This is a genomic window from Levilactobacillus sp. HBUAS70063 (assembly GCF_038374745.1).
GTDB lineage: Bacteria > Bacillota > Bacilli > Lactobacillales > Lactobacillaceae > Levilactobacillus.
Genome location: NZ_JBANSM010000001.1, coordinates 536,815 through 563,809, shown reverse-complemented (window position 1 = coordinate 563,809; position 26,995 = coordinate 536,815). Strand labels below are relative to the sequence as shown.

Genomic DNA, 26,995 nt, shown 5'->3' with positions numbered 1-26,995 from the left:
GTCGGGTGACTTTCTTAAATAGTATACACGTTAGGCCGGAAGATGACCGAAATGGTTGGCCACAATAATGGATTAAATTCCGAGTAGTCTGCTGGCAAAATCAATGCATCCTTAAAACGATTGGCGGACCTCGGTTCTGAATTTTCCGTGGAACTAGGGTAGAATGAAAGCACTGACTAAATTCGAAAGGGGTCCGTTATTTCTATGCCTAATCAGTTACCATCCCACATCAAGGTGCGGGGTGCTCGGGTCAACAACCTGAAGAATTTAAACGTGGATATTCCGTTGAATCGTTTCGTGGCCATCACCGGTCGCAGTGGGTCCGGCAAGTCCTCGCTGGCCATGGGCGTGCTGTACGCCGAGGGGGCACGACGCTATCTAAACGCGCTGTCGACCTTCACACGCCGACGGATTAATCAAATGGGCAAGGCGGCGGTCGATTCCGTCGAGTATCTACCCTCGGCCTTGGCGTTGCGGCAACGACCAGCGGTGCCGGGCGTTCGCTCGACGGTGGGGACGATGTCGGAAAGTCTCAACATCTTACGATTGGTCTTCTCGCGGCTGGGCTCGCCGGTCTGTCCCAACGGTCACCAGGTGCCCCCAACCCTAGAGGTCGCCGAAAATGACGGCTACGTGGTCTGCCCGACCTGTGGCGTCAAGTTCCGCGCGCCCGGGGCGGAGGACTTTGCCTTCAATTCCGATGGGGCTTGCCCCACCTGTGGCGGATTAGGCGAGGTTCGGCAGCTGGACGCGTCCTTGTTGATTGCCAATGAGGATCAGACAATTGAGGAGGGGGCCGTGGCCTCCTGGCACCTGCCAGGCCGCAATTTTATGCCCATCGTGGCCAATGCCATTGGTATCCCGATTGACGTGCCCTATAAGGCGCTGAGTGCCGCTGACAAGCAACGCGTCTTACACGGCAAGAAGCAGACGGTCGCCATTAATATTCCCAGCAGTAAGGGGAAGATCTTTCACATGGACAATGCGGTCTATGAGAATGCCTTCGCCGCGGTCGAGGACAGCCTGGCCACCACGAAAAACGAGCGAACCATTGCCAAATTAAACAAGTTCTACACGTTTGACACCTGCCCTACCTGTCACGGTACGCGGCTGAACCCCGAGCTATTGAAGCAAAAGCTCAATGGCAAGAATCTGGCGGAGGTCTGCGATTTACCGGTTAACCAACTTCGCGAGTTCGCCCAGACCATCGTGGACTGGCTGCCTGCACGCATGCACAAGCTGGGGACGGACCTGGTCTCTGAACTTCTGGCGAGTCTGCAACCCATGGTGGATCTGGGATTGGATTACCTCACGCTCAGTCGGCCCGGAGCGACCCTGTCCACTGGGGAACTCCAACGGATTCAGTTGGGGCGGACGCTACGGAGCGCCACGACCGGCGTGCTATACGTGTTGGATGAACCCTCGGTTGGGCTTCATCCGGCCAACGTGACCGGTTTAATCAAAGCCTTTCATGGCCTCGTGGCCCAGGGAAATTCCGTGGTGGTGGTGGACCACGACACCCGCATCATTGCGGCGGCCGACGAGGTGATTGAGATTGGCCCGGGCGCCGGTAAATTAGGCGGTACCGTGGTCGATCAGGGGACCGTCGCCGAGGTGGTTCAGAGTTCGCAGTCGCTGATTGCGCCATTTCTAAAGGGAACCGCGCAGCTGCGCGAGCGGCCGCAGTTAAGCGACCAGGCTCTCTGGCAGAAGGGCAACCTGAGCTTAGAGGTTCAGCACCGCTTCAACATTGACGACGTCGCGGTCAAGTTCCCCAAGAATCGGTTGACGACCGTGACGGGGATGAGTGGGGCCGGCAAGACCACCCTGGTGCTGGATAGCCTGATTCCGGCGATTGAAAATGATGTGGCTCGCCGTCCACTCCCGCAACACGTCAAGCACCTCGATCGCGCCGGCATTCGCCACGTGGTCAAGGTGGACTCCGTGCCGGTGGGGAAGAACGTGCGGTCGACGGTGGCCACGTACACGGACATCTTGGATCGACTGCGTAAATTGTTTGCGGCGACTCCGGCCGCTCAAGCTCAGGGGTATACCAGCAGTCGCTTCTCCTATAACGTCAAAGCTGGAGCCTGTCCCACGTGTAACGGAACCGGCCAGATTTCCTTAGACGTCCAATACTTGCCGGACATCACGGAGGTTTGCCCGCAATGTCACGGCCAGCGCTACAATCGCGAGACGTTGGCGGTGAAATGGCACGACTACAGCATTGCTGATGTCTTGGCCCTGTCGGTCGATGAGGCCTTGCCCGTCTTCGCTGGTGAGGCCGGCATTGAGCAGACGCTCCAGACACTTCACGACATGGGACTGGGGTATCTATTGCTCGGCGAAAGCACGCCGGCCCTGTCCGGTGGCGAGGCGCAGCGCCTGAAGCTGGTTTCGCGAATTGGCAAGCGCCAGAACGGGACGCTCTTCATCTTCGACGAACCGACCGTGGGGTTACACCCCCTGGACATCCAACAGCTGGTGAAGGTCTTCGATCAGTTGCTTCAGCAGGGGGCCACGGTGATTGCGATTGAACACGACTTGGATCTGATTGCCAATGCCGATTACGTCATTGACATGGGCCCGGGTGGCGGCATCAACGGCGGTCACCTGGTAGCCACCGGAACGCCGAGCGAAGTCAGTCAGAACCCGGCGAGTGTGACGGGTCGGTATTTGAAGGCGGAGTTAGATCTGTTTCAAACGAAATAAACACGAGCGTTGTCGCATGAAATCGCTGAGTGCCAACGCAAAAAGAGCGTCAACGAAATCACTTCCGTTGACGCTCGTCTTATCCAAAATTAAAGTTTCTTGCTAATGCGGTACTTCTCGCTGGCCGCGTGGCCGGTTTGGCCGTTTCCTAATTGAGATTCTGCTAGAAAAATATCAAAAGACGGCTCGCCTTTTTCACTTTTTACGACCAAAACATGACCGGAATCGGTGTGACGGGCTCGATAGATTTGGGCCGTCTGCACGGCTTCGTGATAATCATGAAAGTTACCAATTGAATCGCCAGGGTTAAAGAGTACAACTTCATCCATCGTAATCATTCCTTTCGGGGCTAGCTGCTAATTTCATTATACCGCACTTGCTCTGAAAACGATATCATTTCACAAATTCTGGTCCATCTTGAAGGACAGCCGCGACTGTTCGGCGTTGGCGCAGAGCAGGTTGCCGGTTTGTGTGGTCATCTCGGTGGCAAACTGGTCGGCCGTGGCCGCGTTGAAGGCCCCCAGAGTCGCGGCGGTCGGGTGGTCCAACGCGTCACCAGCGGTTAACCGTTGAATGCCTAACGCCTGGGTGTGCTTGAGGAAGTTAGCGATCTGCTCGCGATTCTGTCGGTAGTGGGCCTCACCCAATGTTTCCAGGAGTTTACCGGCCCAATAGGGATTTTGCGGGGAGAACTGCTGATTGTCGGCACTGTAGGTCGGCCCGAACTGGTCGCCGGCCGCGTAGAACGGCACGTAGGGATTAAACGCGGGGTTGCCGAAGCATTGCCAAACGATGCCGGCCAATTGTGGAATCACTTGGCGTCTAATTTGAAGAATATGGGAGTTTTCGGTCCGCGAGAGGCCAATGGCTCGGAAGAGATGACGTTCCGTGGCAGTCCCATTGCCCAGCGGGTCGTACGGCGTCTCTTGATAGTGGGAGCCGAGCAGGGCTGCAACGTCGGGCACGCTGATTTTCTTTTCGGCGTGACGGAGAAAGGGGAGTTCCTGATCGGTGGGGTTCTCAAAGGCACTGGGCGTCAGCAGTCGGTGGCCGTACCAGACGCGAGGGGTGTTGTAGTGGGCGTCAAAGGTCGACTGCGTGCCGAAGATGTGGCGGGCGTTGAAGCGGTTGCCGTCCGGGTTGAGATGGTGAAGCTGGACGAAATGGCGGATGTTTGCGGAGGTTAAAAAGTCTGCGGGGCGGTCGAAGTCGATGTCTTGAATGGCCAATTGGTTGGCCACGACCGCGTACATGTCGTCCGGAATGCGTTGCGCCACCCAGTGATGACCGCTCACGATTTCCAGGTACCAGACCTCATCGCTATCGCAGAAGAGAACGCCGTTGGCTTCCGCCGCACCGTGGGTTTCGACCAGCTGGCCGAGCCGTTGTACGCCGGCCTTGGCGGACGTGACGTAGGGCAGGACGACCGTGACCATGGCGTCCTCGGCAATGCCGTTGCTGACGAGGGGGTCCACGCCCAGTACCCGGCTGTTGGCGTAGGCGGATTCGGTAGCGCTCATTGCCACGTTGTGGGCGTTAATCCCACTTTCGGCGTAATCGCCGGCGCTGGGATCACTGTCCGGAACGGCCGTGTAGTGATCGGCGTGGGCCGGTAGCGGTGTGGTAAATTGGTTGTTCTTCGAAACAAAGGTCACGGGTGAATCGTGGTCGACGGCCGGATGGACCACGGCCTTTTTGGGCCAGATGGCGACCCCGTTGTCTTCGTTACGGGCAATCAGGGGACTACCATCGATGGTGGCGTGTTTTCCGGCTAGGAAAGATGTACAGGCTTGGTGTGTTTGACGGGTCATGCAGGTTCCTCCTTCGGGATGGTTATTCCAATTTTACTATAGCATATTTGACGAAGTGAGGCGTTTACCACCGATTTTGGGCGAGAATTTGCTAGAATAGACCGTGGATGATAAGAAGGAGATGGCGTCATGGAACACGGACATACACATGAACATTCGATTGAGCGGGAACTTGAGTGTGTCTCCCAGGTCCCAATCTTTCAACGCTTGTCCGCCAATCAGATGACCTCGGTGGCTCAAGTCACCCGGCCGATTCACGCGGAAAAGGGGGGCACCGTCTTTAGTACCGGTGAAGTCTCCCAAACGTTGTATATCGTTAACCAAGGCCAGGTCCGCCTCTACCACTTGGCCGAGGACGGCCGTGAGCAGGTCTTGCGGGTTCTGAATCCCGGAGACTTCATTGGTGAAATTGCCTTATTCACCGATGAAATTCACGCGTCCTACGCGGAAGCCACCAAGACCACCGAGCTCTGCACGATTTCCCGGGCAGCGCTCACGTCTCTGATTAAGCAGCTGCCGCCACTATCCATGGCGCTGCTGGGCGCCCTGGCCGACCGACTGAAGGCCGCGGAACGGCAAGCCACCTTGCTGGCGATCCCGGACGCCTTGCCGCGTTTGGCAGGCTATTTACAGGAACTGAGCAACCATACGGCCGGTACCGTGGATTTGCCCATGAGTAAGCAGGATTTGGCCGCTTATTTGGGCATGACGCCGGAGTCCCTGAGCCGGAAGCTGCGGCAACTGGCGACGGATGGGATTATTGAGACGATTGGGCGCCGTCAGATTAAAGTAACCGATTCCATGAAACTCGATGCCCTAGCCCCGTCATAAAGCATTTTCAGCGAACCGTTTAAGAATCCTTAATTATATGGTATTCCCGAAATAAATTTGCTAAAATGATGGGTGTTGTGTTTCATTAACCGCTTAATGAACGACCAAATGAGATAAGAATTACGAATAAACAGGAAAAAGGGGATACGCACATGTGTGGATTCGTTGGCTATGTGAATCAAAAGGATGTTCCGGCAACCACCATTAATGATATGGCAGACCGGATCAAACACCGGGGACCCGATGACGAGGCCTACTTCAGCGATGATCAGGCCGTCATGGGCTTCCGTCGTTTGTCAATCATTGACTTGGCTCACGGGAAGCAACCCATGTATAACCGAGACCAGACCAAGGTCTTGACGTTTAACGGTGAAATTTATAACTATCAAGAAATTCGGGCGGATTTACAAAAGCTCGGCTACGAATTCCAAACGGACGTGGACTCAGAAGTCTTGATTCACGGTTACGATGCCTGGGGGCCTAAGCTGTTAGACCGGCTCCGGGGGATGTACGCCTTTGCCATCTACGACAAGACGAAGAACGAAGTCTTTGGTGCCCGGGATCACTTTGGGATTAAGCCCATGTACTACTACGACGATGGCAAGACGTTCCTGTGGGCGTCCGAAATCAAGGCGTTCCTCGAACACCCGAACTTCAAGAAGGAATTCAACGAAGAACTCTTGCCAATTCACTTGAGTTTTGAATTCATTCCGTCACGCGACACGATGTTTAAGAACGTTTACAAGGTATTGCCGGGTCAATACTTCATTCACCGCGCCAATGGTGAAACGGAAACGCACCGGTACTTCAAGTTCAACTACGACCACATCGACAACAGTCAGACGGTCGAAGAGGATGCCAAGAAGATTCGCGGGATCGTGGACGAATCGGTCAAGGCTCACATGATTGCCGACGTTGAAGTCGGGAGCTTCCTGTCCAGTGGGATTGACTCTTCCTACGTTTTGAACGAAGCGTCTAAGTTAAAGCCAATCCAGTCCTTCTCCCTGGGGTTCAACAACTCCAAGTACAGTGAGTTGAGCTGGTCCACGGAATTTGCCAAGGAAATCAAGCAAAAGAACACGCCATTATACATGACCGGGGATGATTACTTCGATATTCTTCCAACCATCATGTACTACATGGACGAACCGCTCTCCAACCCGTCAGCCATGCAGCTGTACTACCTGTCGAAGGGGACCCGTAAGTCCGTGAAGGTTGCGTTGTCCGGTGAAGGGGCCGATGAGTTCTTCGGTGGCTACAACACTTACCTGGAAGCCATTCCGTTTGAACGCTACCAGAAGTGGGTGCCTAAGGGCATTCGGAAGATGCTGGGCGCAATCGCCGAGAAGTTCCCGCGGTTCCACGGGCGGCGGTTCTTGGTCCGGGGTGCCCAACCGCTGAGCGAACGCTACTACCGGGTGAACTACGTCTTCGATTATCACGATCGGAACAAGATTTTGAAAAATCCGAAGTTGAATCAGGACGCTGGTGCCTACACGAAGCATTTATTCGATGATGTGAAGGGCCTGGACGAAATGACGCAGATGCAGTACTTCGATATCAATACGTGGTTACCTTACGACATCTTACACAAGGCCGACCGCATGAGTATGGCGAACTCGCTGGAAGTCCGGACGCCGCTGGTCGATAAGGAAGTCGCTAAGTTTGCGGCCACCATGCCGGTTAAGACGCGGATTCACGCCGATGAGACCAAGGTGTCTCTGCGGACGGCCGCCGAAGCCGAATTGCCAGAACGCGTGGCCAAGAAGGAAAAGATGGGCTTCCCATCCCCGATCGCCACGTGGATTAAGACGGAACCTTACAAGTCACGAATCATCGAAGCCTTTAATTCCGATGTCGCGCACAAGTTCTTTAATACCGAAGCCTTGATGGACATCTTACGTGAACACATCAACGGTAAGTCCAGCATGCAAAAGATTTTCACCATCTACACGTTTATCCTGTGGTACGAAGTTTACTTCCCAGAAGATACGACGGCCAAGACGGTTGATCTGGTACACCGGACGCAAGTTTAATATCTAACGGTCCGCCAGCAATGGCTCACCGATAACGCTCAAGGTTGCTATTGGACTCGTCCGCTAACAACCTTGATTGTGTTTAATTCAGAAAAAAGTAGTTGTGAAGGGACTTTAATTCGTTATGGAAAACAATGGCGTAAAATTTACCCCCATCTTGTTGGGGAGTGACTTTAACGTTTACGGGATGGCCCGGTCGTTTTACGAGTTGTACCACGAACCCGTTCAGGCCTTTGCCAGCATTCAGCTAGCGCCTACCCGTTATACGAAAGTCGTGAACTTGGAATTGATTCCGGGATTTGATGAGGATCCCGTCTGGATTGAAACGATGCGCAAGCTGAAGGAACGGTATGCCAACCATCCCGAACCCGTGATCTTAATCGGGTGTGGGGATGGCTATGCCGAACTGATCAGTAAGCACAAGGCGGAGCTCGAAGACGTCTTCATTTGCCCATACATTGATTACGATAAATTACGGCATCTAAACAACAAGGAAAACTTCTACAAGGTGTGTGACCAATACGGGTTGCCTTACCCGGCAACGCGGATCATCACCAAGGACGAAGCCATGGCCGGTGATGTGGAACAGCCGTTTGACTACCCGGTTGCCTTAAAGCCCGCCAACAGTGTGGAATGGTTGGACGTCCACTTTGAGGGGCGGAAGAAGGCGTTCCGGATTCAAAGCGAGGCCGAATTCAAGGATATCGTGGGTAAAATCTACGCGAACGGCTACACGTCCGACCTGATTTTACAGGACTTCGTGCCCGGCGATGACAGTAACATGCGGGTGCTAAACGCCTACGTGGACCAGCACCATCACGTGAAGATGATGTGTCTGGGGCACCCGTTGCTGGAAGACCCGGCCCCATCGGCCATTGGAAACTACGTGGCCATTATTCCGGAATACAATGAGACCATCTACCACAACATTCAGACGTTCCTGGAGGCCATTGAATTCACCGGGTATGCCAACTTCGATATGAAGTATGACGTGCGTGATCAAACCTTCAAGTTATTTGAAATCAATCTGCGTCAGGGGCGGAGTAGCTTCTTCGTCACGTTGAACGGCTACAACTTGGCGGATTGGGTAGTGAAGGACTATGTTAAGCATGAATTGGTTGATGCCCCCACCGTTTACGGGAACCAGGACGAGAGTCAGCAGGCCCTGTGGCTCGGGGTACCGGTCAAGGTCTTTAAGCAGTATACGCGTGAAAATGCCGACAAGGAACGGGCGTTGAAGCTGATTGCCGCCGGAAAGTATGGCACCACGTACCGTTACGACCAGGATATGAATCTGAAGCGCTGGGCGTTGATTCAGTGGATGCAGCACAATTACACCGTGAACTTCAAGAAGTATTTCGCAGAAAACAAGGGGTAATAACCATGCAAAAATTCTTTACGATTATTGGCGGCATGGGCACCATGGCCACCGAGAGTTACGTGCACCAGCTGAACTTACGGACGCCGGCCCACGCTGATCAGGAGTATTTGAATTATATTTTGGTGAACCACGCCACGGTCCCGGACCGGACGGACTATATTTTAGACCATAGTCAGCCCAGTCCACTGCCGAGCCTGCTGGAGGACATCAAGCAGCAGAGTCAGTTGCGGCCGGAATTCTTTACGCTGCCGTGTAACACGGCCCACTATTTCTATGAGGACCTGCAAGCGGCGACGGATATTCCGATTCTGCACATGCCTCGCGAGGCGGTTAAGGAAATTAAGCGCCGTTATCCACAGGCTAAGCGAATTGGGATTACCGGGACGCGGGGAACCATTGCCGACAAGATCTACGAACATGAGGTCAAGGTGGCCGGGTTAGAACCCGTCCTGCCGACGCCGGCGATTGAGGACGAAACGATGGCCTTGATCTATGACAACATCAAGGAAAACAATCACGTCGATGCCGAGCTGTATCACCGGATTCTACGGGAAATGGTGACCGAGCAGCACGCCGACCTGGTAATTCTGGGCTGTACCGAGCTGTCGCTGGCCCAGGAACGGGAACCGGAGACCGAGATTCCCACGATTGATGGCCAATCGGTGCTGGTTGACCGGACGTTGGAATTGGCGTTGAAGGAACGGGAAAATATCTCCGAAGATTAAATGGTTATGCGTAAATGAGTACCACTAGTGGTGAGAAAGACTTATTGCGACTAAAGCTAGATTAAGTTGATCGCTATCAAAGTGAATTTCCTCAATTGAGGAAATTTGCTTTTTTTTTAACTTTTTTAGAAAGCGCTTCAAAAGAGTGCAATTTTTGCACGGGGGGTATGTGCATAGAGTGAACTTGGAAACGCTTACTGCATGATCTAAAGTATAAATTGTCTTTAGAAGTGGAGGTTGATTGGAATGTTGGAAACTTTATTGACGCCGGAAACTGTTCAGGTAAGGCAGGCCGGTAATCTTGATTGGGAGGAGGCGATTCGACAGGCAGCAACCCCCCTGTTAACAGCAGGGAAAGTAGAGCAGAAATATGTCGATGCCATGATTGCAGTCGTAAAGAAGAATGGACCATTTATTAATATTGGTCCGCACATCGCCTTGGCACACGCCAGACCAGAAGATGGGGTTAACCACATGGGAATGGCCTTGATGAAAGTTAATCCGGCCATTAATCTGGTGAGCGCTGAGCATCCTATTACATTATTTTTTGTCTTGGCAGCCAGCGATAATACGACCCATTTACAAGCGCTTCAAGAGTTAGCAACAAAGTTACAAAACTCGGAGAGCCTGAATAAGATTGAGCAGGCAACAACAGTTGAAGAATTAGTTACTGAATTTAAAGGAGTGGAAGAATAATGAAAATTGCAGCGGTGTGTCAATCAGGTTTAGGGTCAAGTTTTATGATTCAAATGAATATTGAAAGCGTCTTAAAAGATGAGGGCGTCGATACAGATAATATTGAGGTTACACACTTTGATACCGGTGGCTTGAATATTAATGCGGCGGATTATTTCTTTTTAGGTAGCGATTTAGCTGAACAAGCTTCGGATCTACCGCAAGAACGGGTTTTCGTTTTGCAAAGTATCATCGATAAAAGTGAATTACAAGAAAAAATCAATACTTTGTTGGACAAGGAAGGTATTAAACACAACTAGTGTTTAATGATTGATTGGAGGAATAGCGATTATGCAAGCAGTTATTAATTTTATTGTTTCAATTGTTAGTACACCTGCCATCCTAGTCGGGTTAATTGCCATGTTGGGATTGGCTTTGCAGAAGAAGCCGGGGACGAAAACTTTGGAAGGGACAATCAAAACTTTCGTAGGTTTCTTGGTCCTTACCGGTGGCGCTGGTATCTTGCAAGGAGCATTAACGCCGTTTGCCTCGATGTTTAAGTTCGCTTTACATGTTCAAGGGGTGGTTCCTTCCAATGAAGCCGTTGTGGCGATTGCGTTACAACAATACGGAACAACGACCGCATTGATTATGTTTGTTGGAATGGTAGTGAACGTTTTGCTCGCTCGCTTCACAAAATTTAAGTACATTTTCTTAACCGGACAAGCGATGCTGTATGTTTCCTGTTTAACTGCCGTTATCTTGATCTCTACGGGTATGAAGGCCAATGGTTGGACGATCATTCTGGGTGGTTTATTTGAAGGCACATTGCTCACAGTAACACCAGCTCTTTGCCAACCCTTTATGCGGAAAATCACTGGTGGTGACAATGTTGCCATGGGACACACTGGGAATATTGGTTACGCAACCGCGGGCTTAATGGGTAAGTGGTTTGGTAACGCCAAGAAGTCTACGGAAGACATCAACTTTCCTAAGGGCTTGAGTTTCTTACGGGATTCAACCGTTTCGATTACTTTAGTTATGGCCATTGTTTATTTAGTATTAGCCATTGTTTCAGGACCACACTTTATTGAAACTAAGTTGAGTTCAGGTACCAACTTCTTAGTCTATGCCATTACGCAAGCCGGAACATTTGCTGCTGGATTCTACGTGGTATTAGCTGGTGTGCGGATGATCTTAGGTGAAATCGTTCCAGCCTTCCAAGGGATTGCGACTAAATTAGTTCCAAATGCTAAGCCTGCCTTGGATGTTCCAATTATTTTCCCCTATGGTCAAAACGCTTTGTTAATTGGCTTCTTTGTTAGTTTCATTGTTGGGACGTTAAGTATGTTCGCCATGATTGGGATGGGAACGACCGTTATTATTCCTGGGGTCGTTGGTCACTTCTTCTGTGGTGGTGCCGCTGGTATTTATGGTAACGCTACAGGGGGCCGTCGGGGGGCCATCATTGGCTCCGCAGTTAACAGTCTGCTAATCAGTTGGCTACCATTATTCATTTTGCCAGTTTTGGGTGGTTTGAAGTTAGCGGCTTCAACATTTGCCGATACCGATTACTTGATTCCTGGAATCCTACTCGGAAACTTAGGTAGCTTTGGCCAAGTTGCTGTAACAGGTGGCATCATTGCTTTCGTTTTAATTGTCATTGTTTGGTCTTTCTTCCTCAAAGATAGTAGCAAGAAGAGCGACTCACAAAAGGCCCAAGGATAAGTTAAGATCACGTTTTTAAATAGTCCATGGATAAGGAGTAATCGTTAATGATAAACACAGGCACAAGCGAAGTTCAAGTGAATTTTACAAAGAAGGATGAATTAGCGGTCAATGCTCTACGGATGTTGAGCGTGGATATGATTGAAAAGGCGAAGTCAGGGCATCCGGGGCTATGTTTAGATGCAGCACCTATGGCTTACGTTTTGTGGAATTACCATATGAAGACGGATCCCAAGCGTCCAAATTGGATTAACCGTGATCGATTTGTTCTCTCCGCGGGTCATGGCTCAGCGTTACTTTACAGTCTATTGCATATGAGTGGTTATTCTGTGAGTTTAGAAGATCTAAAGGGGTTTCGCCAGACTGGCTCATTAACACCGGGACATCCAGAGTATGGTCATACGCCAGGAGTCGACGCAACAACAGGACCATTGGGCCAGGGGATTGGTATGGCCGTTGGGATGGCTCTGGCCGAGAAGCATTTGGCAGCCAAGTATAATACAACGAACTATGACTTAATTGATCACCGAACCTACTCGCTTGTGGGGGATGGCGATTTAATGGAGGGGATTAGCCAGGAAGCCATTAACATTGCGGGCAAAGAGAAATTGAATAAGCTCATTGTTTTGTATGATTCTAATGACGTTACCTTGGATGGCCCCTTGGCTAATGGTTCTGTTGAAACACAGAGTTATCGCTTCCGAGGTGCTGGGTGGAACTATCTCTTTGTTGCAGATGGTGAGGATCTAGCAGCTATTAACGATGCCATCAACCGAGCAAAACATTCAACACAGCCGACTCTGATCGAAATTAAAACTCAGATTGGATATGGCTCACCTGAAGCGGGAACTAACAAGGTTCATGGTGCGGCATTAGGTGCTGAAAATATTCGGAAGACTAAAGAATTTTACCATTGGAGTCAAACACCTTTCTCGGTATCTGAAGACGCTTATGCGCAGTTTAAACAAGGCATAGAAGAACGTGGTGAAGGTGCTCATCATGAGTGGACCAAGGTCTACACAGACTACCAGCGCAATGAACCAAAATTAGCAGCTGATTTCACACCAGAAGTTGGGCCCAAGTTGAATGTTAGTCAGGTCAAACTAGCCGATGAAACAGTCGGTAAGGCAACAGCGACTCGGGTCACCAATTCAGAAATTTTACAACAAATCGCTTGGTATAATCCTAACTTTTGGGGTGGTGCTGCAGATCTCTCGTCTAGTAACAAGACACAACTGAAGGACGAGGGGCGGTTTAATCCGGATGCCCCAGCAAACGGTAATGTTTGGTTTGGTGTTCGTGAGTTTGGTGAAGCTGCTGCTTTGAACGGAATGACTTTGCATGGAGGTTCTCGCGTCTTCGGAAGTACATTCTTTACATTTTCAGATTATATGAAGGCTGCGATTCGCCTATCTGCCTTACAAGGGTTACCCGTCACCTATATCTTTACGCATGATTCTATTGCAGTTGGTGAGGATGGTCCAACACACGAGCCAGTCGAACAATTGGCCGGGTTACGAGCCATTCCTAATTTAAATGTGATTAGGCCTGCTGATGCTCATGAGACTTTAGGCGCTTGGCAAATCATTGCACGAACTACTGATAGACCTTCAGTCTTAGTGCTTTCGCGACAGGGGTTACCGCTACTTGCTGAAACCCGTCCTGAAGATGTTGCTCGTGGTGGATATGTGGTTTCACCAGCACGTACAGAAGCTGCTGATGGCATCTTACTAGCCAGTGGCTCGGAAGTATCTCTGGCACTACAGGCACAAGCTGAATTGCGGAAAAAGCAGTACGATGTGTCGGTTGTTTCAATGCCTAGCTTTGAGTTGTTTGAACAGCAAAGTAAAACGTATCGTGATAGTGTCTTACCACCGCAAGTGGACAAACGAATTTCAATTGAGATGGATAGTACGTTTGGCTGGGGTAAGTATACCGGCTTAAATGGTGCCAACCTCGGAATTGATACTTTTGGTTTGAGTGGCAAGGGATCGGAAGTCGTTGATCACTTTAACTTCAATGTAGATAAAGTGGTTAAAACGTATGAAGATCTTTGGAAAAAGTCTGAATAGAGAAGGGAATAGTAGTAATGTCAAAAAGAATTACTGGGATTGCGGCAAGCGATGGTATCGGTATTGCCAAAGTCTATAGACTAGTAGACCCAGATCTAAGTTTTGAAAAACACGTCATTACGGATGTCAATGCAGAACTGGCACGAATAACACAAGCAATGGTGGCATCAACGAATGAGTTAAAGGTGATTCGGCAGAAGGCTGCTGAAAACTTGGGTGAAGAAGAAGCCGCCGTGTTTGACGCCCATATTGCGATTTTAGCTGATCCGGAAATGATATCACAGATTAAGAGCGTCATCACTGATAAAAAGTTAAATGCTGAGGAAGCTTTGAAAGAAGTAACTGATCACTTTATTACTATTTTCGAGGAAATGACTGATAACCAATATATGCAGGAACGTGCTGCCGATGTTAAAGATGTTACGAAGCGGGTCTTAAGCCACCTATTAGGAAAGTCGCTACCTAACCCAGCCTTGATTGATTCACCAGTTGTTGTGATTGCACATGACTTGACGCCTTCTGATACAGCTCAGATGGATCGAAAATTTGTTAAAGGCTTTCTAACGGATTTAGGCGGTCGAACAAGTCACTCCGCGATTATGTCACGAACTCTAGAAATACCAGCGGTAGTTGGCGCAGGCGATGCGACCACTGAAGTTCAAGACGGCGATAGTTTAATTTTGAATGGTTTAGATGGCTTTGCGTTAGTCAATCCTACAGCGGGTGAGAAAGCAAAGTATCAGGCGGAAGCCGATCATTATGCACAAGAGCGTGCTGAGTGGCAAAAACTAAAGAATGCAGCTTCGGTCTCTAAGGATGGTCGTCATTTTGAGGTGGCAGCTAATATTGGAACGCCTGATGACGTCCAAGCCGCGGTCGATGCAGGGGCTGAAGCAGTGGGGTTGTTCCGGACGGAATTCTTGTATATGAACAGTGATCGCTTACCTTCAGAAGATGAGCAATTTACGGCTTATAAACAAGTCGTTCAGTCAATGAATGGTAAGCCGGTAGTTATTCGAACCATGGATATTGGTGGTGATAAGCATTTACCCTACCTTCCGTTGCCAGAGGAAATGAATCCATTCTTAGGCTACAGAGCTATTCGAATTTCGTTGGATCGCCAGGAGATTTTCAGAACCCAGTTACGGGCCTTAATTAGGGCTTCTCATTACGGGGAAATTCGGATTATGTTCCCAATGATTGCGACAGTTAACGAATTTCGTGAAGCCAAAAAAGTCTTCACTGAAGAAGAGGCTAAATTAGTCGCAGCAGGTGTTCCGGTCGCCGAAAAGATTAAGTTGGGGATGATGGTTGAAATACCAGCTTCTGCAGTTTTTGCAGATCAATTTGCTAAAGAAGTCGACTTCTTCAGCATTGGGACGAATGATTTGATTCAGTATACATTCGCGGCTGATCGTGGGAATGAACACGTTTCCTACCTCTACCAACCATACAATCCAGCTCTCCTTCGGTTAATCAAAAATGTGATTGACGCTGCACACAGGGAAGGCAAAATTGCAGCTATGTGTGGTGAAATGGCTGGTGATAAATATGCTGTCCCATTGCTAATGGGGATGGGGCTGGATGAATATTCCATGAGTGCAACTTCAGTTCTCCGTGTTCGCAGCCAGATGAAGAGTTTAGTAACAACGGATTGGGCTAAGGTGGTCGAACAAGCCATCACTCAGTGTCGAACCAATGAAGAGGTAAAGTCCCTAGTTGAAAAGCACCTTCAGGCTTAGCAACAGGAAAATAATAAAAGAATAATTTTTTCTAAATAGCATGGTTGCCGATCATTTTGGCATCATGCGTTTAGTATTTTTAGGCTGTTATTTTGAGAGCAGTTAAATTATAAGAATCGCTAATAATACGTATCACGTATGATCAACAAGGTTGATAAGAGGGGTGTGTGGTAATTGAATGTTAAATGTCAGCGAAAAAAGACAGATTAACCGTCTAGCTACCATTTTGGCAACGGGGAAGAAGTATAAAACCGTATCTGAACTGGAAACTAAGATGGGCTTATCCCGTCGCAGTGTTTTCAATTGGTTGAAGCATCTCAATTTAACCTTGAAGAATATGGACTTGGATGATGTTCAACGACTACCTCAAGGGGGATACTTTCTAACACAATCCACGTTGAATGAACTAAAAAAGCAGTCAAAACCAGAAGGTAAACGGATTTTTAGTGCAAGTCAACGTAAACAATTAATCATATGGTATTTGATCCAACGAGATGCCAACCTTTCGTTGGTAAATTTAGCGGATCGATTGGCAGTTTCTAAAAATACGATCATTAAAGATTTTAAGCAATTAACCGATGAATTGCCGAAGAATACACAGATTCAAAATACCAGTCATGGAAAAGTCTTAGTCGGCAGTGAAGTTGGACAACGGCAATGGATTTATCAGCAATTAGTCCAACAAAATTCACTGATTATTGAGCATTTAAAAGGTTTTTCAAATATTCAAGTAGTTACGGAGGCATTAGCACAATTACAGACTAAAACCGGAAATTTTTATAGTGGCGATGCGGCGCAGACATTAGTTTGGTATTTGGTTTGGCTAATTGATCGGCTACAAGATCCACGGTATGTCTTGACGACAACTGATCGCTACCCAACTGATCAGATTAGTCGGTGGTGTGGGCAGTTCTTGGCGCTTCATGCACGCGTGACTTCAGCGGAGATAGGCAATTTGCGAGAGATCTTATTGGCTGGACAATTACAGCAAGTAAATGAAAACAATCGGTTTGTAAAGCAGTTGTTGGACACGACCCGAGAAGTTGCCCGTCGCTTTAGCGTCGTTTCAGGAATTGATGTCATGACATCATCGTTTTTAGAGGCCCTTGCGACACATTTATTTTCAACATATTTTCGTATTACCTATCATGTACAGTACCGAAATGCCAATTTGGCTGAAGTGAAGTCGACCTATAGCTACCTAATGAATTTGACTAAGTATGCGCTTAAGCCGTTTGAGGAGTTTCTACGAGCACCCGTCTCCAATGATGAATTGGTTTTAATTGCCATTTATTTCGGTGGAGAAGTCAAACGGTTATCCCCCGATTGGTTCGAGACGGAAGGAAGGGTAGATGTTATTTTAGTTTGTACTAGTGGCATTGGGACCAGTCAGTTGCTGTATCAACAACTGACAACCCGTTATAAAGATATTACATTTTCTCAACCAGTTAGTTTGGCCGATTTTCAGAAGATGGATTTAGATAGTCGAACACCTAAACTAGTGTTAACAACGGCTAGGATTCGACAAGTTCTAAAGGTACCGACACTGCTAGTCCAAGCCATACCAACAGCTAATGATTTTCAACGTATAGATCAAGAATTTCGTCGATTAGGATTGTTGGATCCTTCGCAAGATACGAAGCTAGTGCATGCAGTTTTAGATATTATTACGGACTATGCAAGGGTCGACGATTTTGATGGATTAACGGCAAGTTTACGGGATTACTTTGAACAAACGTCAACTCAAGACGTTCCCAAAGTTCAGTCGACGCTTGCTGATTTGATCACGCCCGCGCATATTCAAATTAGCAGTGATATGTTGGATTGGCAGTCGGCTGTTCGACGATGCTTGCAACCTTTACAGGATGCTCAGTTTATTCAATCACGATATACTGACCATATCATTGCAATCACCAAGGAAAAGGGACCATATATGATGATTAAAGAAGGAGTTATGTTAGCGCATGCTAAACCGGAAGATGGCGTTCAAAAACTAGGGATGTCTCTACTAGTCCTTAAGAAGCCTGCAATAATTTCGACTCAGGGTCAGCAGCGACAAGTACGGTTGATTTTTGGATTGGCACCAATCGATCGGGAAGCCCATGTCCGCGCTTTAGGGCAATTGTTAGCATTGCTACAGAATGAAGGCCTCTATCAAAGGCTGTTGAAGGCCGAAAACACAGCAATAATTCGTCAATTGCTAAATGAGGCGGTCAAAGTGACGCCCTGAATCTAAAGGTGGTCAAAAATAATCATGAAACCGTAAAATGAGGATAAACTGATTGAAATATAACTGGCAAGTGATTAGAGGACTGAATACCTGGTATGATTGAGTTTGTGAGCTCACAATATGGTGCTACTTGTTTTTAGGAGATGTCAAATAACCCAAGGAAATGGTCATTGCCATTTCCTTGGGTTATTTCGTAAATAATACAATTTCATTTAATGAAACGCCAACGTCAGCCCCAAACCAACCGTAATCAACGCCACAACGCCCAGAATCCAGTAAATCAGATGTGGCGTGTCGCGTTCCAGTTTACGGCCGAAGCTCACTTCGATTAAAGCAATCGTGGCGATTCCCAGCACAAACTTGAGGCTAATTAACAGGGGAGCATGGCCGAAAGTTCGGATGCTCAGCACGACCCCACTGATAATCATGACGAGATAGGCCAAGCGGGCTAGGAGTAAAAATTGAGTAATCCGCTTTTCCGACCGTCGTGTAAGACCAACGATCACCAAAACCGTGAGGATGATCCAGGTCCAAAAATGTAAGGCTAACCACATCGTAACCGCTCCCTTAAACACCGTTTGAGTCAAGACTACCATATTAAATAGGCAAAAGTGAATTAATTTCTCAGGCGATAAACGACTTCCGCCAACGGCCCATACTGGTTGGTCGTCACCAGCTGGAAGGCCTTGTGCTGAGTCAACTCACCAAACAGTCGCTTGCCGCGCCCCAGCAACACCGGCGCAATCTGAATGTACAGATCATTGACGAGGTCGGCCGCTAGCAAAGGCGTGAGGACGCCACTGCCACCGACGATCCACACGTTACCGTCGCTCTTGAGGCGCCGAGCCAGGTTGGTTACGGACGTGTTCGTGAAGACCACGCCCGGTCGTTCGGCGACTGACTGATGAGTCAGCACGTAGCTGGTCATTTGCGGGTGATAGGGGTTCAGCGGTGTGGTGGGTGCCATGGCCTGGACCGCGTCGTAGGTCACGCGACCGAGAATCGTGCTGGTCATTTTAGCCAGAACGGCTGCCCCCACATCGGCGGGAACGCCGGGAAGGTTGGTTAGCCAGTCAATCTGGTCATCCGGGGTGGCGAGGTAGCCATCCAGTGAGATGGCCCCATAGAATTGAATTCGACCCATTGTTTTCCTCCTAAGCAAAAGGGGACGACCCACCCCTGGCGAATCGTTCCCTTAATTAATGATTAGTCTAAGCCGTTCAGGCTCGTGGACTTAGCCCAGTACGTGTTTCCACTGATGGTTACGCGATACCAAGTGGAGTGGTCACTGGCCTTATTGCCTTGCTTGTTAATCTTAGCCGTCGTATCGGCCTTGAAGTCCTGCGTGTGGGCCACCGTCTTGGACAGGTAGTTCGAGTTCAAGACGTGGTTGTACAGCGCAAAATTCTTGTCCGTGTTCAGCGTTGCCGTCCCGCTAGCATCACTGTAAGTGACCTTCGGGAAGTTTAAGACCTTGCTGTAGACCCAGTACTTGTAGCCGGAGTTCTTACTGAAACGAATCCGGTACCAGGTACCGCTCCAGCCGCCTTTTTTAACGCCTCGACTGTCGACGTACACCTTGGTCCCACGGTGATCGGCACTGAGGTTACCCCAGCCAATCTTCCGTGCGCCATTCGTGCCCTTCACGTGGTTGTAAACGGTCCAGTTGGTGTAATTGTTCGCCAACGTTGCCGTTTCGTTGTTGCCCCCGTGATAGTAGCTAACGGTCTTGGCCTTAGGCTTCGTTGCTGGTTTAGCCACCGTATGCTGCGTGGAATCATCCGTGACGTCCGTCGTTTCCGTGGCGGTATTGCCTCCAAGGTCGGCGTACTGGGACTTAACCAGGCTGACAAAGTCGGTCATGGTGTAAGTGGTCCCAAAGAACTTCTTGGCACTGCTTGACCAGTAGCCGTCCGGATCGGAGTGGTTCGTGCCCCCCAACCGATTTGACACGTCGTGGTGGGAGAGGACGGTCGTGTAGCGCTTAGGCGTCAGGCCGTACTGTTTTAAAATATAAGCCGTGTAGTAGGCCGCGTTGTTCAGTTCGGAAGCGAAGGCGGCTTTAGAGTGCACTTCGACTTGTTCGAATTGGACGTACCGTTGGTTAGCTACGGGGCCGGCTCCCCAGCACAAGTACTTCGTGTTGGCGATGTTGATAATATTGCCAGCATCCACGAAAGTGTGGACGAAAGCGTTGCTATAGTTGTTGGTCATATAGTTGATTTCGCCGAAAATCGTCGAATTAGGGTTGGCCGTTTCGTGCACCACGACCCCCTCGGGCTTGTTGTACCGATAACTGTATTTCGGCAGTACCGACTTGTAAGACTTGGTAATCTTAGGGGTACTGTAATCCTGATTGCTAATGTAGGTGTTGATTGCATTAGCACTTGCGGTTGTGGACGACCAGAATAGGCCGAGGCATCCTGCTGTCAAGGCAATTCCCCGAATTGTCCAGCGTTGCCATTTCTTCATCATAACTTCTCCTCCTACTGCATGGTCCTTATTTAAAAAAAGTTGTAACGCAACGCCTCGATTATAACGTATTTTTCAAAGATTGAATATTAAACAAGTTAGGGGGTAATCTATCGGACTTGTTCGGATTTTAGCGAAATTCAAGCATAAACGGTTAGATAAACTGGATAACTATCGGGTTTTCGCCAAAATGTATTTTAAACAAGGGTTAAGGTTCGCCATTTGCCGTTTGTTTCAAACTTCTTACATTTAGATGGCAGAATAGGGGGAGGTCAATGCTTGCGCTCAAAGTGGATATTGACTATAATTGTTATTTGCATACGAAAGGAGCGACGAGCAATGGCTGAGACGACTGAGATTAAGATTGGCGATTACGTTGCGGCAAAGAAATTTGGTCCCCTGGAACACGATTTCACGGGTGAAGTCACCAAAGTGTATGATAATTCAGTTTTAGTCGAGATTCGGGACTATGATCCAGCTGATAAGACGGCGGTCGGAGACATGAACAACCGTGCCGTTGTGCGTAAGTCAGCTGCTAAGATTACGGGAAACAAAGCGGATAAAAACTAGTTTTCACCAACTATTTTGAATTTATTTGCAAAAAGTTAATGACAACTCACAAATGATATGCTATACTCATTTGTGTTGTGCGGGTGTAGTTTAGTGGTAAAATTCAAGCTTCCCAAGCTTGCGTCGCGGGTCCGATTCCCGTCACCCGCTTTCGAATGGGGCGGCCTTAGGGTCGTCTTTCTTATTATTCGAAAGCACCCCAAACGAAATAGTACGTGATGATGTGATTTTCAGCGAATCCGGGAGGCTGTGAGCCGGGTAATCAGCATCGCGGAACGGAGCGTCTGGGTTAATTAAATTGATCATTTAAGTGGACTTTTAAGTCAAACAGAGTGGTACCGCGGGAAATCTCGTCTCTTACAAACATTTTTGTAGGAGACGTTTTTTTATTCTCGCGGTAAAATGATGTAAACTAAACCCACCACGTCATGGATGAAGTTAAGTATAGGGAGGAAAATTAGCATGGATTACAAACAAACAGTGACTGCCGCATTAGCCAAGGCTTTGGCCGGTCAATTGACCGCAGACGAGATTGCCGCCAAGCTCGAACGGCCAAAGACGTCCGACAAGGGGGACCTGGCCTTTCCCACATTTACGTTAGCCAAGGTCTTACACCGCGCGCCACAACAAATTGCGCAGGACTTAGCGGATAAGCTCGATACGACCGGTTTTGAAAAGGTCGAGGTTGTGGGCCCTTACCTGAACTTCTTCTTTGACAAGGGGACTTACAGCGAGGCCACGCTGAAGACGGTGCTGACCGCGGGCGCGAGCTACGGTCAAAACGAAGACGGCAACGGCGGTAACGTGCCGATCGACATGTCCTCACCGAACATCGCCAAGCCAATGTCCATGGGGCACTTGCGGTCGACGGTTATTGGGAATTCGATTGCCGAAATCCTGACCAAGAACGGCTACCATCCCATCAAGGACAATCACCTGGGCGACTGGGGAACCCAATTTGGGAAGTTAATCACGGCCTACAAGCTGTGGGGGAACGAAGACGACGTTAAGGCCGATCCAATCAACAAGCTGGTTGAATACTACGTGCGGTTCCACAAGGAAGACGTGGACAAGCCTGAACTGGACGACATCGCTCGCGAATGGTTCAAGAAGCTTGAAGACGGCGACGAAGAAGCTCACCGCCTGTGGAAATGGTTCCGGGAAGCTTCCTTACAGGAATTCAACGACGTCTATGATGAGTTGGGCGTGAAGTTTGACACCTACAACGGGGAAGCCTTCTACAATGACAAGCTGGACGAAGTGGTTCAAATCTTGAAGGACAAGCACCTGCTGGTTGAATCACAAGGTGCCCAAGTGGTTGACCTCAGCAAGTACGACCTGAACCCAGCATTAATCTTGAAGAGTGATGGGGCTTCGCTCTACATCACTCGGGACATCGCCACGGCCCTGTACCGTGACCGGACCTACGCACCAGCCAAGAACCTGTACGTGGTTGGATCCGAGCAGACCTATTACTTCAAGCAATTGAAAGCCGTTCTGCAGGAAATGGGTGTGAAGTCCGCGGATAACCTGCAACACGTGCCATTCGGGCTGATTACCGTTGACGGCAAGAAGTTGTCAACCCGTTCCGGCCGGATTATTCTGTTGGCCAAGGTCTTGGAGGAATCCATCAAGTTGGCTGGCGAAGAAATCAATGAAAAGAACCCTGACTTACCGAACAAGGCTGAAGTGGCCAAGCAGGTGGGTGTCGGCGCGATTGTTTTCGGCGACCTGAAGAACGAACGGACCAATAACATCGACTTCGTCTTAGCCGACCAGTTGAAGTTCGAAGGCGAAACCGGCCCTTACGTCCAATACTCCCACGCGCGGGCAGAAAGCATCCTGCGTAAGGCGGCCAACACGGACGTTCAGCCGGCGGGTAACCACATCACGGACCCCGAGGCTTGGGACACGATCAAGGCCCTGGCCGACTTCCCAGCCATCGTCAAGCTGGCTTGCAAGGAGCTGGAACCTTCCGTCGTGGCCAAATACGCGATTCGCGTGGCCAAGACCTTCAACAAGTACTACGCGCACTCCAAGATTTTAACGGACGACGCCGAATTACCAGCCCGGTTAGCCTTAGTCAAGGCCGTTTCCACGGTCCTCAAGGAATCCCTCCGGTTGTTGGGTGTTCAGGCACCGGATGAAATGTAATCAGTAACATTAAAGCAATATGTTTAAAGCGGCTGTACCCAGCGGGAAAACGAATGGGTACAGCCTTTTTGCTACGATCTAGAGGTTGAGAGTAGAATAAACGCGCTGATTCCCAGAACGTCAGTACTCTGTCCGCTAAAATTGGTTAAACCAGGAGCCTGCGCCTGCCAGGGGTTCCGCCTGCTGTGGGGGACGCCTCCAGCCTGAGCGGCGGGCTTCCGGTTCGCTTGGAAGCCTTGCCCAGCCCGCAAGTCTTCCAAGGCGCCCCACGCTTTGAGCTAGGGCCGACCGCAAGTTCAGCCATTTTCCGACCAAAATAACGCTTCTTTTTGCGTTGAAAACGAATATTTGGTACACTTGCTTTATAAATATGCAGAGACATGTGGCTAAATTCCGCATCCTTTGTTATACTTAATGCAATTTTATGCGGGAGGGTGGTCGCTATGAAGAAAAGCATGCGTCAATCACGAATCGAGCAACTAATCAATCAATATCCCATCGGTACTCAGGAAGAATTAATGGAGCACCTCGAGGAGGTTGGCATTCAAGCTACGCAGGCCACCATCTCGCGGGATATTCGTGAAATGCAGATTGTGAAGGCCCAGGATGGCCACGGGCATTTACGCTACACGATTTTCAAGGCCGGTAATCGCAGCGAGGAAGAGCGGCTCCGGGAGACCATCAACGAGGTGGTCACGGGGTTAACGCGCGTTGAATTCGTCAATATTTTGAAAACGCTGCCGAGCAACGGGAACCTACTGGCCGCTATCTTTGACGACTTGAATCTTCCCGAGGTGGCCGGAACATTGGCGGGCCACGATACCATCTTTATCATCAGTCCTAGTGCCGAGGTCGCCGAGAAGCTCCACGACATGATTGCCGGTGAGATGAATCCGGATATTGTTCATTAACTAACTAGATAGGCAGAAGCGTAAAGGTCGAAACCGTTGACTTTGCGCTTTTTTTAATGGGACGGGCGCGTTAAGCTATTTTAAAGCTTCGTAAAGTTTCGGTGAAAATGCAGGTGGTCTGGCGGACTATGCTAAAATGGTGATATTACCCGCTACCCGTTGTTGGGTCGTGACTGGCTCAGCGGTGGGTGGCCGACTAGTGATGAATCCTGGGAGGAGACATTGGGTCAACGCAATTGTGCTGGCGATGCCGCCGCTTCGGCGTTTCATCTAACAATGAGATAATAAGAAGAGGCTATTATGAATAACCAACAACCTAATCAGAACTTTTGGTCAGGCTTCAAGAATCGCTTCAAGTACATCTGGCACCGATTCCAGTTAACGCGGTGGCTGATTGTGATTGTCCTGAGTGGATTCTTGGTGTTAAGTGGTTACCTGACGTTCGTGGCCAAGACGGCAAACGTTGGGGATCTCAAAGCTGCGTTGGAGAATCCAACCCAGATTTATGACCGGAGTAATCAGAAGGCGGGAACGCTGTATTCCCAAAAGGGTACCTACGTTCCGCTGAAAAAAATTTCGCCCAATGTTCAGGGTGCGGTCATCTCCACGGAAGACCGAAACTTTTACCACGAGTATGGCTTTTCGGTTAAGGGGTATGCCCGGGCCTTCTTCCTGTACGCGAAGAATAAGGTCTTACACCGTAATTATATTAGTGGTGGGGGGAGTACGCTGACGCAACAGTTGGCGAAGAACGCCTACCTGTCGCAGGAACAGACCTTTACGCGAAAGTTTAAAGAGCTCTTTTTGTCGATACAAATTGAGAATGTGTATTCCAAGAAAGATATTCTGTCGATGTACCTCAACAACGCCTACTTCGGTAATGGAGTGTGGGGCGTGCAGGACGCGGCTGAACGGTATTTCGGGACGTCCGCCGAGAACTTGACGGTTCCCGAATCGGCCGTGCTGGCGGGGATGCTGAAGTCGCCGAGCGGCTACAATCCGATCGATCATCCGGCGGCGTCTCGGTCGCGGCGTAACGTGGTGCTGGGCTTAATGGCCGAGACCGGCGCCATTACTAGTAGCCAGGCCAAGCAGTATCAGGCCACGGCCCTGACCACCAGTGATAACTACGCCTACAAGAATACGTATAAATACCCGTACTTCTTCGATGCCGTGATTAATGAAGCCGTCAGCAAGTATGGCTTGACGGAATCGGAAATCATGAACAAGGGGTATAAGATCTACACGACGCTGGATCAATCGAACCAGCAGCAGATGCAGACGCTCTTCAAGAATAGTAGTTACTTCCCGGCCAACGCCAGTGACGGCACCAAGGTTCAGGCGGCCAGCATCGCCATCGACCCGAATACCGGGGGCGTGGAGGCCGTGGTCGGTGGTCGTGGCAAGCACGTCTTCCGGGGCTACAACCGAGCCACTCAGATGCAGCGGCAGCCCGGGTCAACCATTAAGCCATTGGCGGTCTACACGCCGGCCTTGGAGAATGGTTACTACTACGACTCCGAACTGACCGATAAGAAGAAATCCTACGGCTCGAACAAGTATACGCCCGAGAACTACGGCAACCAGTACAGCGGAAAAATCCCGATGTATCAGGCCCTAGCGCAGAGTACCAACGCGCCGGCCGTTTGGTTGCTGAATAAGATTGGGGTGGACAAGGGCTACGACTCCGTGAAGAAATTCGGGCTGCCCGTCACCAAGGCCGACAAGAACCTGGCGTTAGCGCTCGGGGGCTTGAAGACCGGGGTTTCACCGCAGCAGCTGGCGCAAGCCTACACGGCGTTTGCCAACAACGGCACCATGTCTTCGGCCCACTACATTCGAAAGATTGTGGACGCCTCGGGGAATGTCGTCGTCAGCACCGATGATAGTCAGGCCAAGACTACTAAGGTGATGTCCCAGAAGACCGCCAAGCAGATGACCAGTATGATGATGGGCGTCTTTAACTATGGGACCGGAGTCAGTGCCAAGCCATATGGCTACACGATTGCCGGGAAGACCGGGAGTACCGAGGCCGATGGGGATGCCGATGCCACCCGTGATAAATGGATCGTGGGTTACACGCCGGACGTGGTCGTGACGACCTGGGAAGGCTTTGACAGCACCAGTAGCAAGCATCACCTGGAGAACGTCAGTGGCACCGGCGAAGGACCACTGTTCCAGGCCGAGATGCAGGGGATTCTGCCGAACACCAAGGGGACCTCGTTTACCACCAAGGATGCGTCTACGCTGGCCAAGGCAGAAAGTTCCGGTACCGATTCATCGGCCAGTGACATCTGGGATCAGGTACAAGATGGCATTGATAATGCAGGGAAGACCTTCAATAACGCCGCCGACAAGGTAAAATCGTGGTGGGAAAAGGCAAAATCCTACGTGGAATAGCCGAAACGCACTGGGGTTGGACGCTAAAGCATGGTACAATAGTTGTTGATTAACCTATCCGGGCGGATGCCCACCAAGGAGGAACACGAATGGCAGACATGCACGCATTGGGTGAACAAGTGGCCCAAACCTTGCAAGAAACGCAAGAATTTAAAGACCTTCAAGCAGCTTTTGATACGATGAAGGCCGACGATGAAACGTACAAATTGTTTAAGGAATTTGAACAAATTCAAATGGACCTACAACAAAAGCAAATGACGGGTCAACAACCAACGGATGATGAAATGAAGCACGTCCAAGAAGTTGCCGGTCGCGTTTCCGAAAAGGATGCCATCAAGGCGTTGATGGATAAGGAACGGGGCGTTAACGACCTGTTGACTGATTTAAACAAGATGATTACTCAACCTATTCAAGCAATTTACCAGGGTTAGGGTACAAAGAATCGTTGGCGCAACCATTCCCTTTAGGAAATTGGTGCCAACGATTTTTTAGTTAGGGGTTGAAATTGGAAACTGGGAATCGACGAAAACTATGGTCAGCGTGTT

The 26,995-nt window shown here is 49.7% G+C and carries 21 protein-coding genes and 1 tRNA gene; 17 read left to right on the top strand and 5 right to left on the bottom strand.

The features are described 5' to 3' along the window. The first annotated feature begins 204 nt into the window (after positions 1–204). Positions 205–2,712, top strand: a complete 2,508-nt coding sequence (locus V8I28_RS02650; RefSeq protein ID WP_341778559.1) for an excinuclease ABC subunit UvrA — start codon at positions 205–207, stop codon at positions 2,710–2,712. An 89-nt stretch (positions 2,713–2,801) separates the two neighbouring features. Here the strand turns inward: V8I28_RS02650 and V8I28_RS02645 are convergent, their stop codons facing one another. Together V8I28_RS02645 and V8I28_RS02640 are read right to left on the bottom strand one after the other, a co-directional pair. Continuing rightward, entirely contained in the window at positions 2,802–3,041 is a 240-nt protein-coding gene (locus V8I28_RS02645; protein ID WP_341778558.1) for a hypothetical protein, read from the bottom strand. A 69-nt stretch (positions 3,042–3,110) separates the two neighbouring features. After that, a complete protein-coding gene (locus V8I28_RS02640) occupies positions 3,111–4,523 on the bottom strand; it encodes a C69 family dipeptidase (protein ID WP_341778557.1) in 1,413 nt (470 codons plus the stop codon). A 129-nt stretch (positions 4,524–4,652) separates the two neighbouring features. Here V8I28_RS02640 and V8I28_RS02635 point away from each other — a divergent pair, with 129 nt between their 5' ends. The 10 genes from V8I28_RS02635 to V8I28_RS02590 all read left to right on the top strand — a co-directional run bounded on the left by V8I28_RS02635 (position 4,653) and on the right by V8I28_RS02590 (position 17,943). Next, positions 4,653–5,354: a Crp/Fnr family transcriptional regulator gene (locus tag V8I28_RS02635; protein ID WP_341778556.1), complete on the top strand. Its 702-nt coding sequence runs from the start codon at positions 4,653–4,655 to the stop codon at positions 5,352–5,354. A 152-nt stretch (positions 5,355–5,506) separates the two neighbouring features. Further along, entirely contained in the window at positions 5,507–7,390 is a 1,884-nt protein-coding gene (gene asnB / locus V8I28_RS02630; protein WP_341778555.1) for an asparagine synthase (glutamine-hydrolyzing), read from the top strand. Positions 7,391–7,514: 124 nt separating this feature from the next. Beyond that, positions 7,515–8,768: a carboxylate--amine ligase gene (locus V8I28_RS02625; protein WP_341778554.1), complete on the top strand. Its 1,254-nt coding sequence runs from the start codon at positions 7,515–7,517 to the stop codon at positions 8,766–8,768. 5 nt (positions 8,769–8,773) lie between these two features. Further along, a complete protein-coding gene (locus tag V8I28_RS02620; RefSeq protein WP_341778553.1) occupies positions 8,774–9,496 on the top strand; it encodes an aspartate/glutamate racemase family protein in 723 nt (240 codons plus the stop codon). Positions 9,497–9,742: 246 nt separating this feature from the next. After that, positions 9,743–10,192 (top strand): PTS sugar transporter subunit IIA, encoded by a 450-nt coding sequence (locus V8I28_RS02615; RefSeq protein WP_341778552.1) that lies wholly within the window; start codon positions 9,743–9,745, stop codon positions 10,190–10,192. Beyond that, on the top strand, positions 10,192–10,491 hold the full coding sequence (locus V8I28_RS02610) for a PTS sugar transporter subunit IIB (RefSeq protein WP_341778551.1): 300 nt from the start codon (positions 10,192–10,194) through the stop codon (positions 10,489–10,491). Before V8I28_RS02615 ends, V8I28_RS02610 begins: the two co-directional genes overlap by 1 nt. A 31-nt stretch (positions 10,492–10,522) precedes the next feature. After that, a complete protein-coding gene (locus tag V8I28_RS02605; protein WP_341778550.1) occupies positions 10,523–11,899 on the top strand; it encodes a PTS ascorbate transporter subunit IIC in 1,377 nt (458 codons plus the stop codon). Positions 11,900–11,946: 47 nt separating this feature from the next. Continuing rightward, positions 11,947–13,971, top strand: coding sequence for a transketolase (gene tkt, locus V8I28_RS02600; protein ID WP_341778549.1), 2,025 nt, complete (start codon positions 11,947–11,949; stop codon positions 13,969–13,971). 17 nt (positions 13,972–13,988) lie between these two features. Next, entirely contained in the window at positions 13,989–15,713 is a 1,725-nt protein-coding gene (gene ptsP, locus V8I28_RS02595) for a phosphoenolpyruvate--protein phosphotransferase (RefSeq protein WP_341778548.1), read from the top strand. A 178-nt stretch (positions 15,714–15,891) separates the two neighbouring features. Next, positions 15,892–17,943: a BglG family transcription antiterminator gene (locus V8I28_RS02590; protein WP_341778547.1), complete on the top strand. Its 2,052-nt coding sequence runs from the start codon at positions 15,892–15,894 to the stop codon at positions 17,941–17,943. Between the two features lie 212 nt (positions 17,944–18,155). On the opposite strand, the gene V8I28_RS02585 is transcribed toward V8I28_RS02590, so the two are convergent. The 3 genes from V8I28_RS02585 to V8I28_RS02575 form a co-directional block, all read right to left on the bottom strand. Continuing rightward, positions 18,156–18,518, bottom strand: coding sequence for a DUF1516 family protein (locus V8I28_RS02585; RefSeq protein ID WP_341778546.1), 363 nt, complete (start codon positions 18,516–18,518; stop codon positions 18,156–18,158). 41 nt (positions 18,519–18,559) lie between these two features. Then, a complete protein-coding gene (locus V8I28_RS02580) occupies positions 18,560–19,087 on the bottom strand; it encodes a dihydrofolate reductase family protein (protein ID WP_341778545.1) in 528 nt (175 codons plus the stop codon). Between the two features lie 62 nt (positions 19,088–19,149). Beyond that, positions 19,150–20,418 (bottom strand): peptidoglycan recognition protein family protein, encoded by a 1,269-nt coding sequence (locus V8I28_RS02575; RefSeq protein WP_341778544.1) that lies wholly within the window; start codon positions 20,416–20,418, stop codon positions 19,150–19,152. Positions 20,419–20,754: 336 nt separating this feature from the next. Here V8I28_RS02575 and V8I28_RS02570 point away from each other — a divergent pair, with 336 nt between their 5' ends. The 6 genes from V8I28_RS02570 to V8I28_RS02545 all read left to right on the top strand — a co-directional run bounded on the left by V8I28_RS02570 (position 20,755) and on the right by V8I28_RS02545 (position 26,881). Continuing rightward, on the top strand, positions 20,755–20,985 hold the full coding sequence (locus tag V8I28_RS02570) for a DUF2187 domain-containing protein (RefSeq protein WP_057733531.1): 231 nt from the start codon (positions 20,755–20,757) through the stop codon (positions 20,983–20,985). Between the two features lie 79 nt (positions 20,986–21,064). Further along, a tRNA-Gly gene (locus V8I28_RS02565) sits at positions 21,065–21,135 on the top strand. Between the two features lie 312 nt (positions 21,136–21,447). Next, positions 21,448–23,139 (top strand): arginine--tRNA ligase, encoded by a 1,692-nt coding sequence (argS, locus tag V8I28_RS02560; protein ID WP_341778543.1) that lies wholly within the window; start codon positions 21,448–21,450, stop codon positions 23,137–23,139. Positions 23,140–23,582: 443 nt separating this feature from the next. Beyond that, positions 23,583–24,050, top strand: coding sequence for an arginine repressor (locus tag V8I28_RS02555; RefSeq protein ID WP_341778542.1), 468 nt, complete (start codon positions 23,583–23,585; stop codon positions 24,048–24,050). A 300-nt stretch (positions 24,051–24,350) separates the two neighbouring features. Next, positions 24,351–26,450: a PBP1A family penicillin-binding protein gene (locus tag V8I28_RS02550; protein WP_341778541.1), complete on the top strand. Its 2,100-nt coding sequence runs from the start codon at positions 24,351–24,353 to the stop codon at positions 26,448–26,450. An 89-nt stretch (positions 26,451–26,539) separates the two neighbouring features. Further along, on the top strand, positions 26,540–26,881 hold the full coding sequence (locus V8I28_RS02545; protein WP_057733519.1) for a YlbF family regulator: 342 nt from the start codon (positions 26,540–26,542) through the stop codon (positions 26,879–26,881). Positions 26,882–26,995 lie beyond the last annotated feature (114 nt).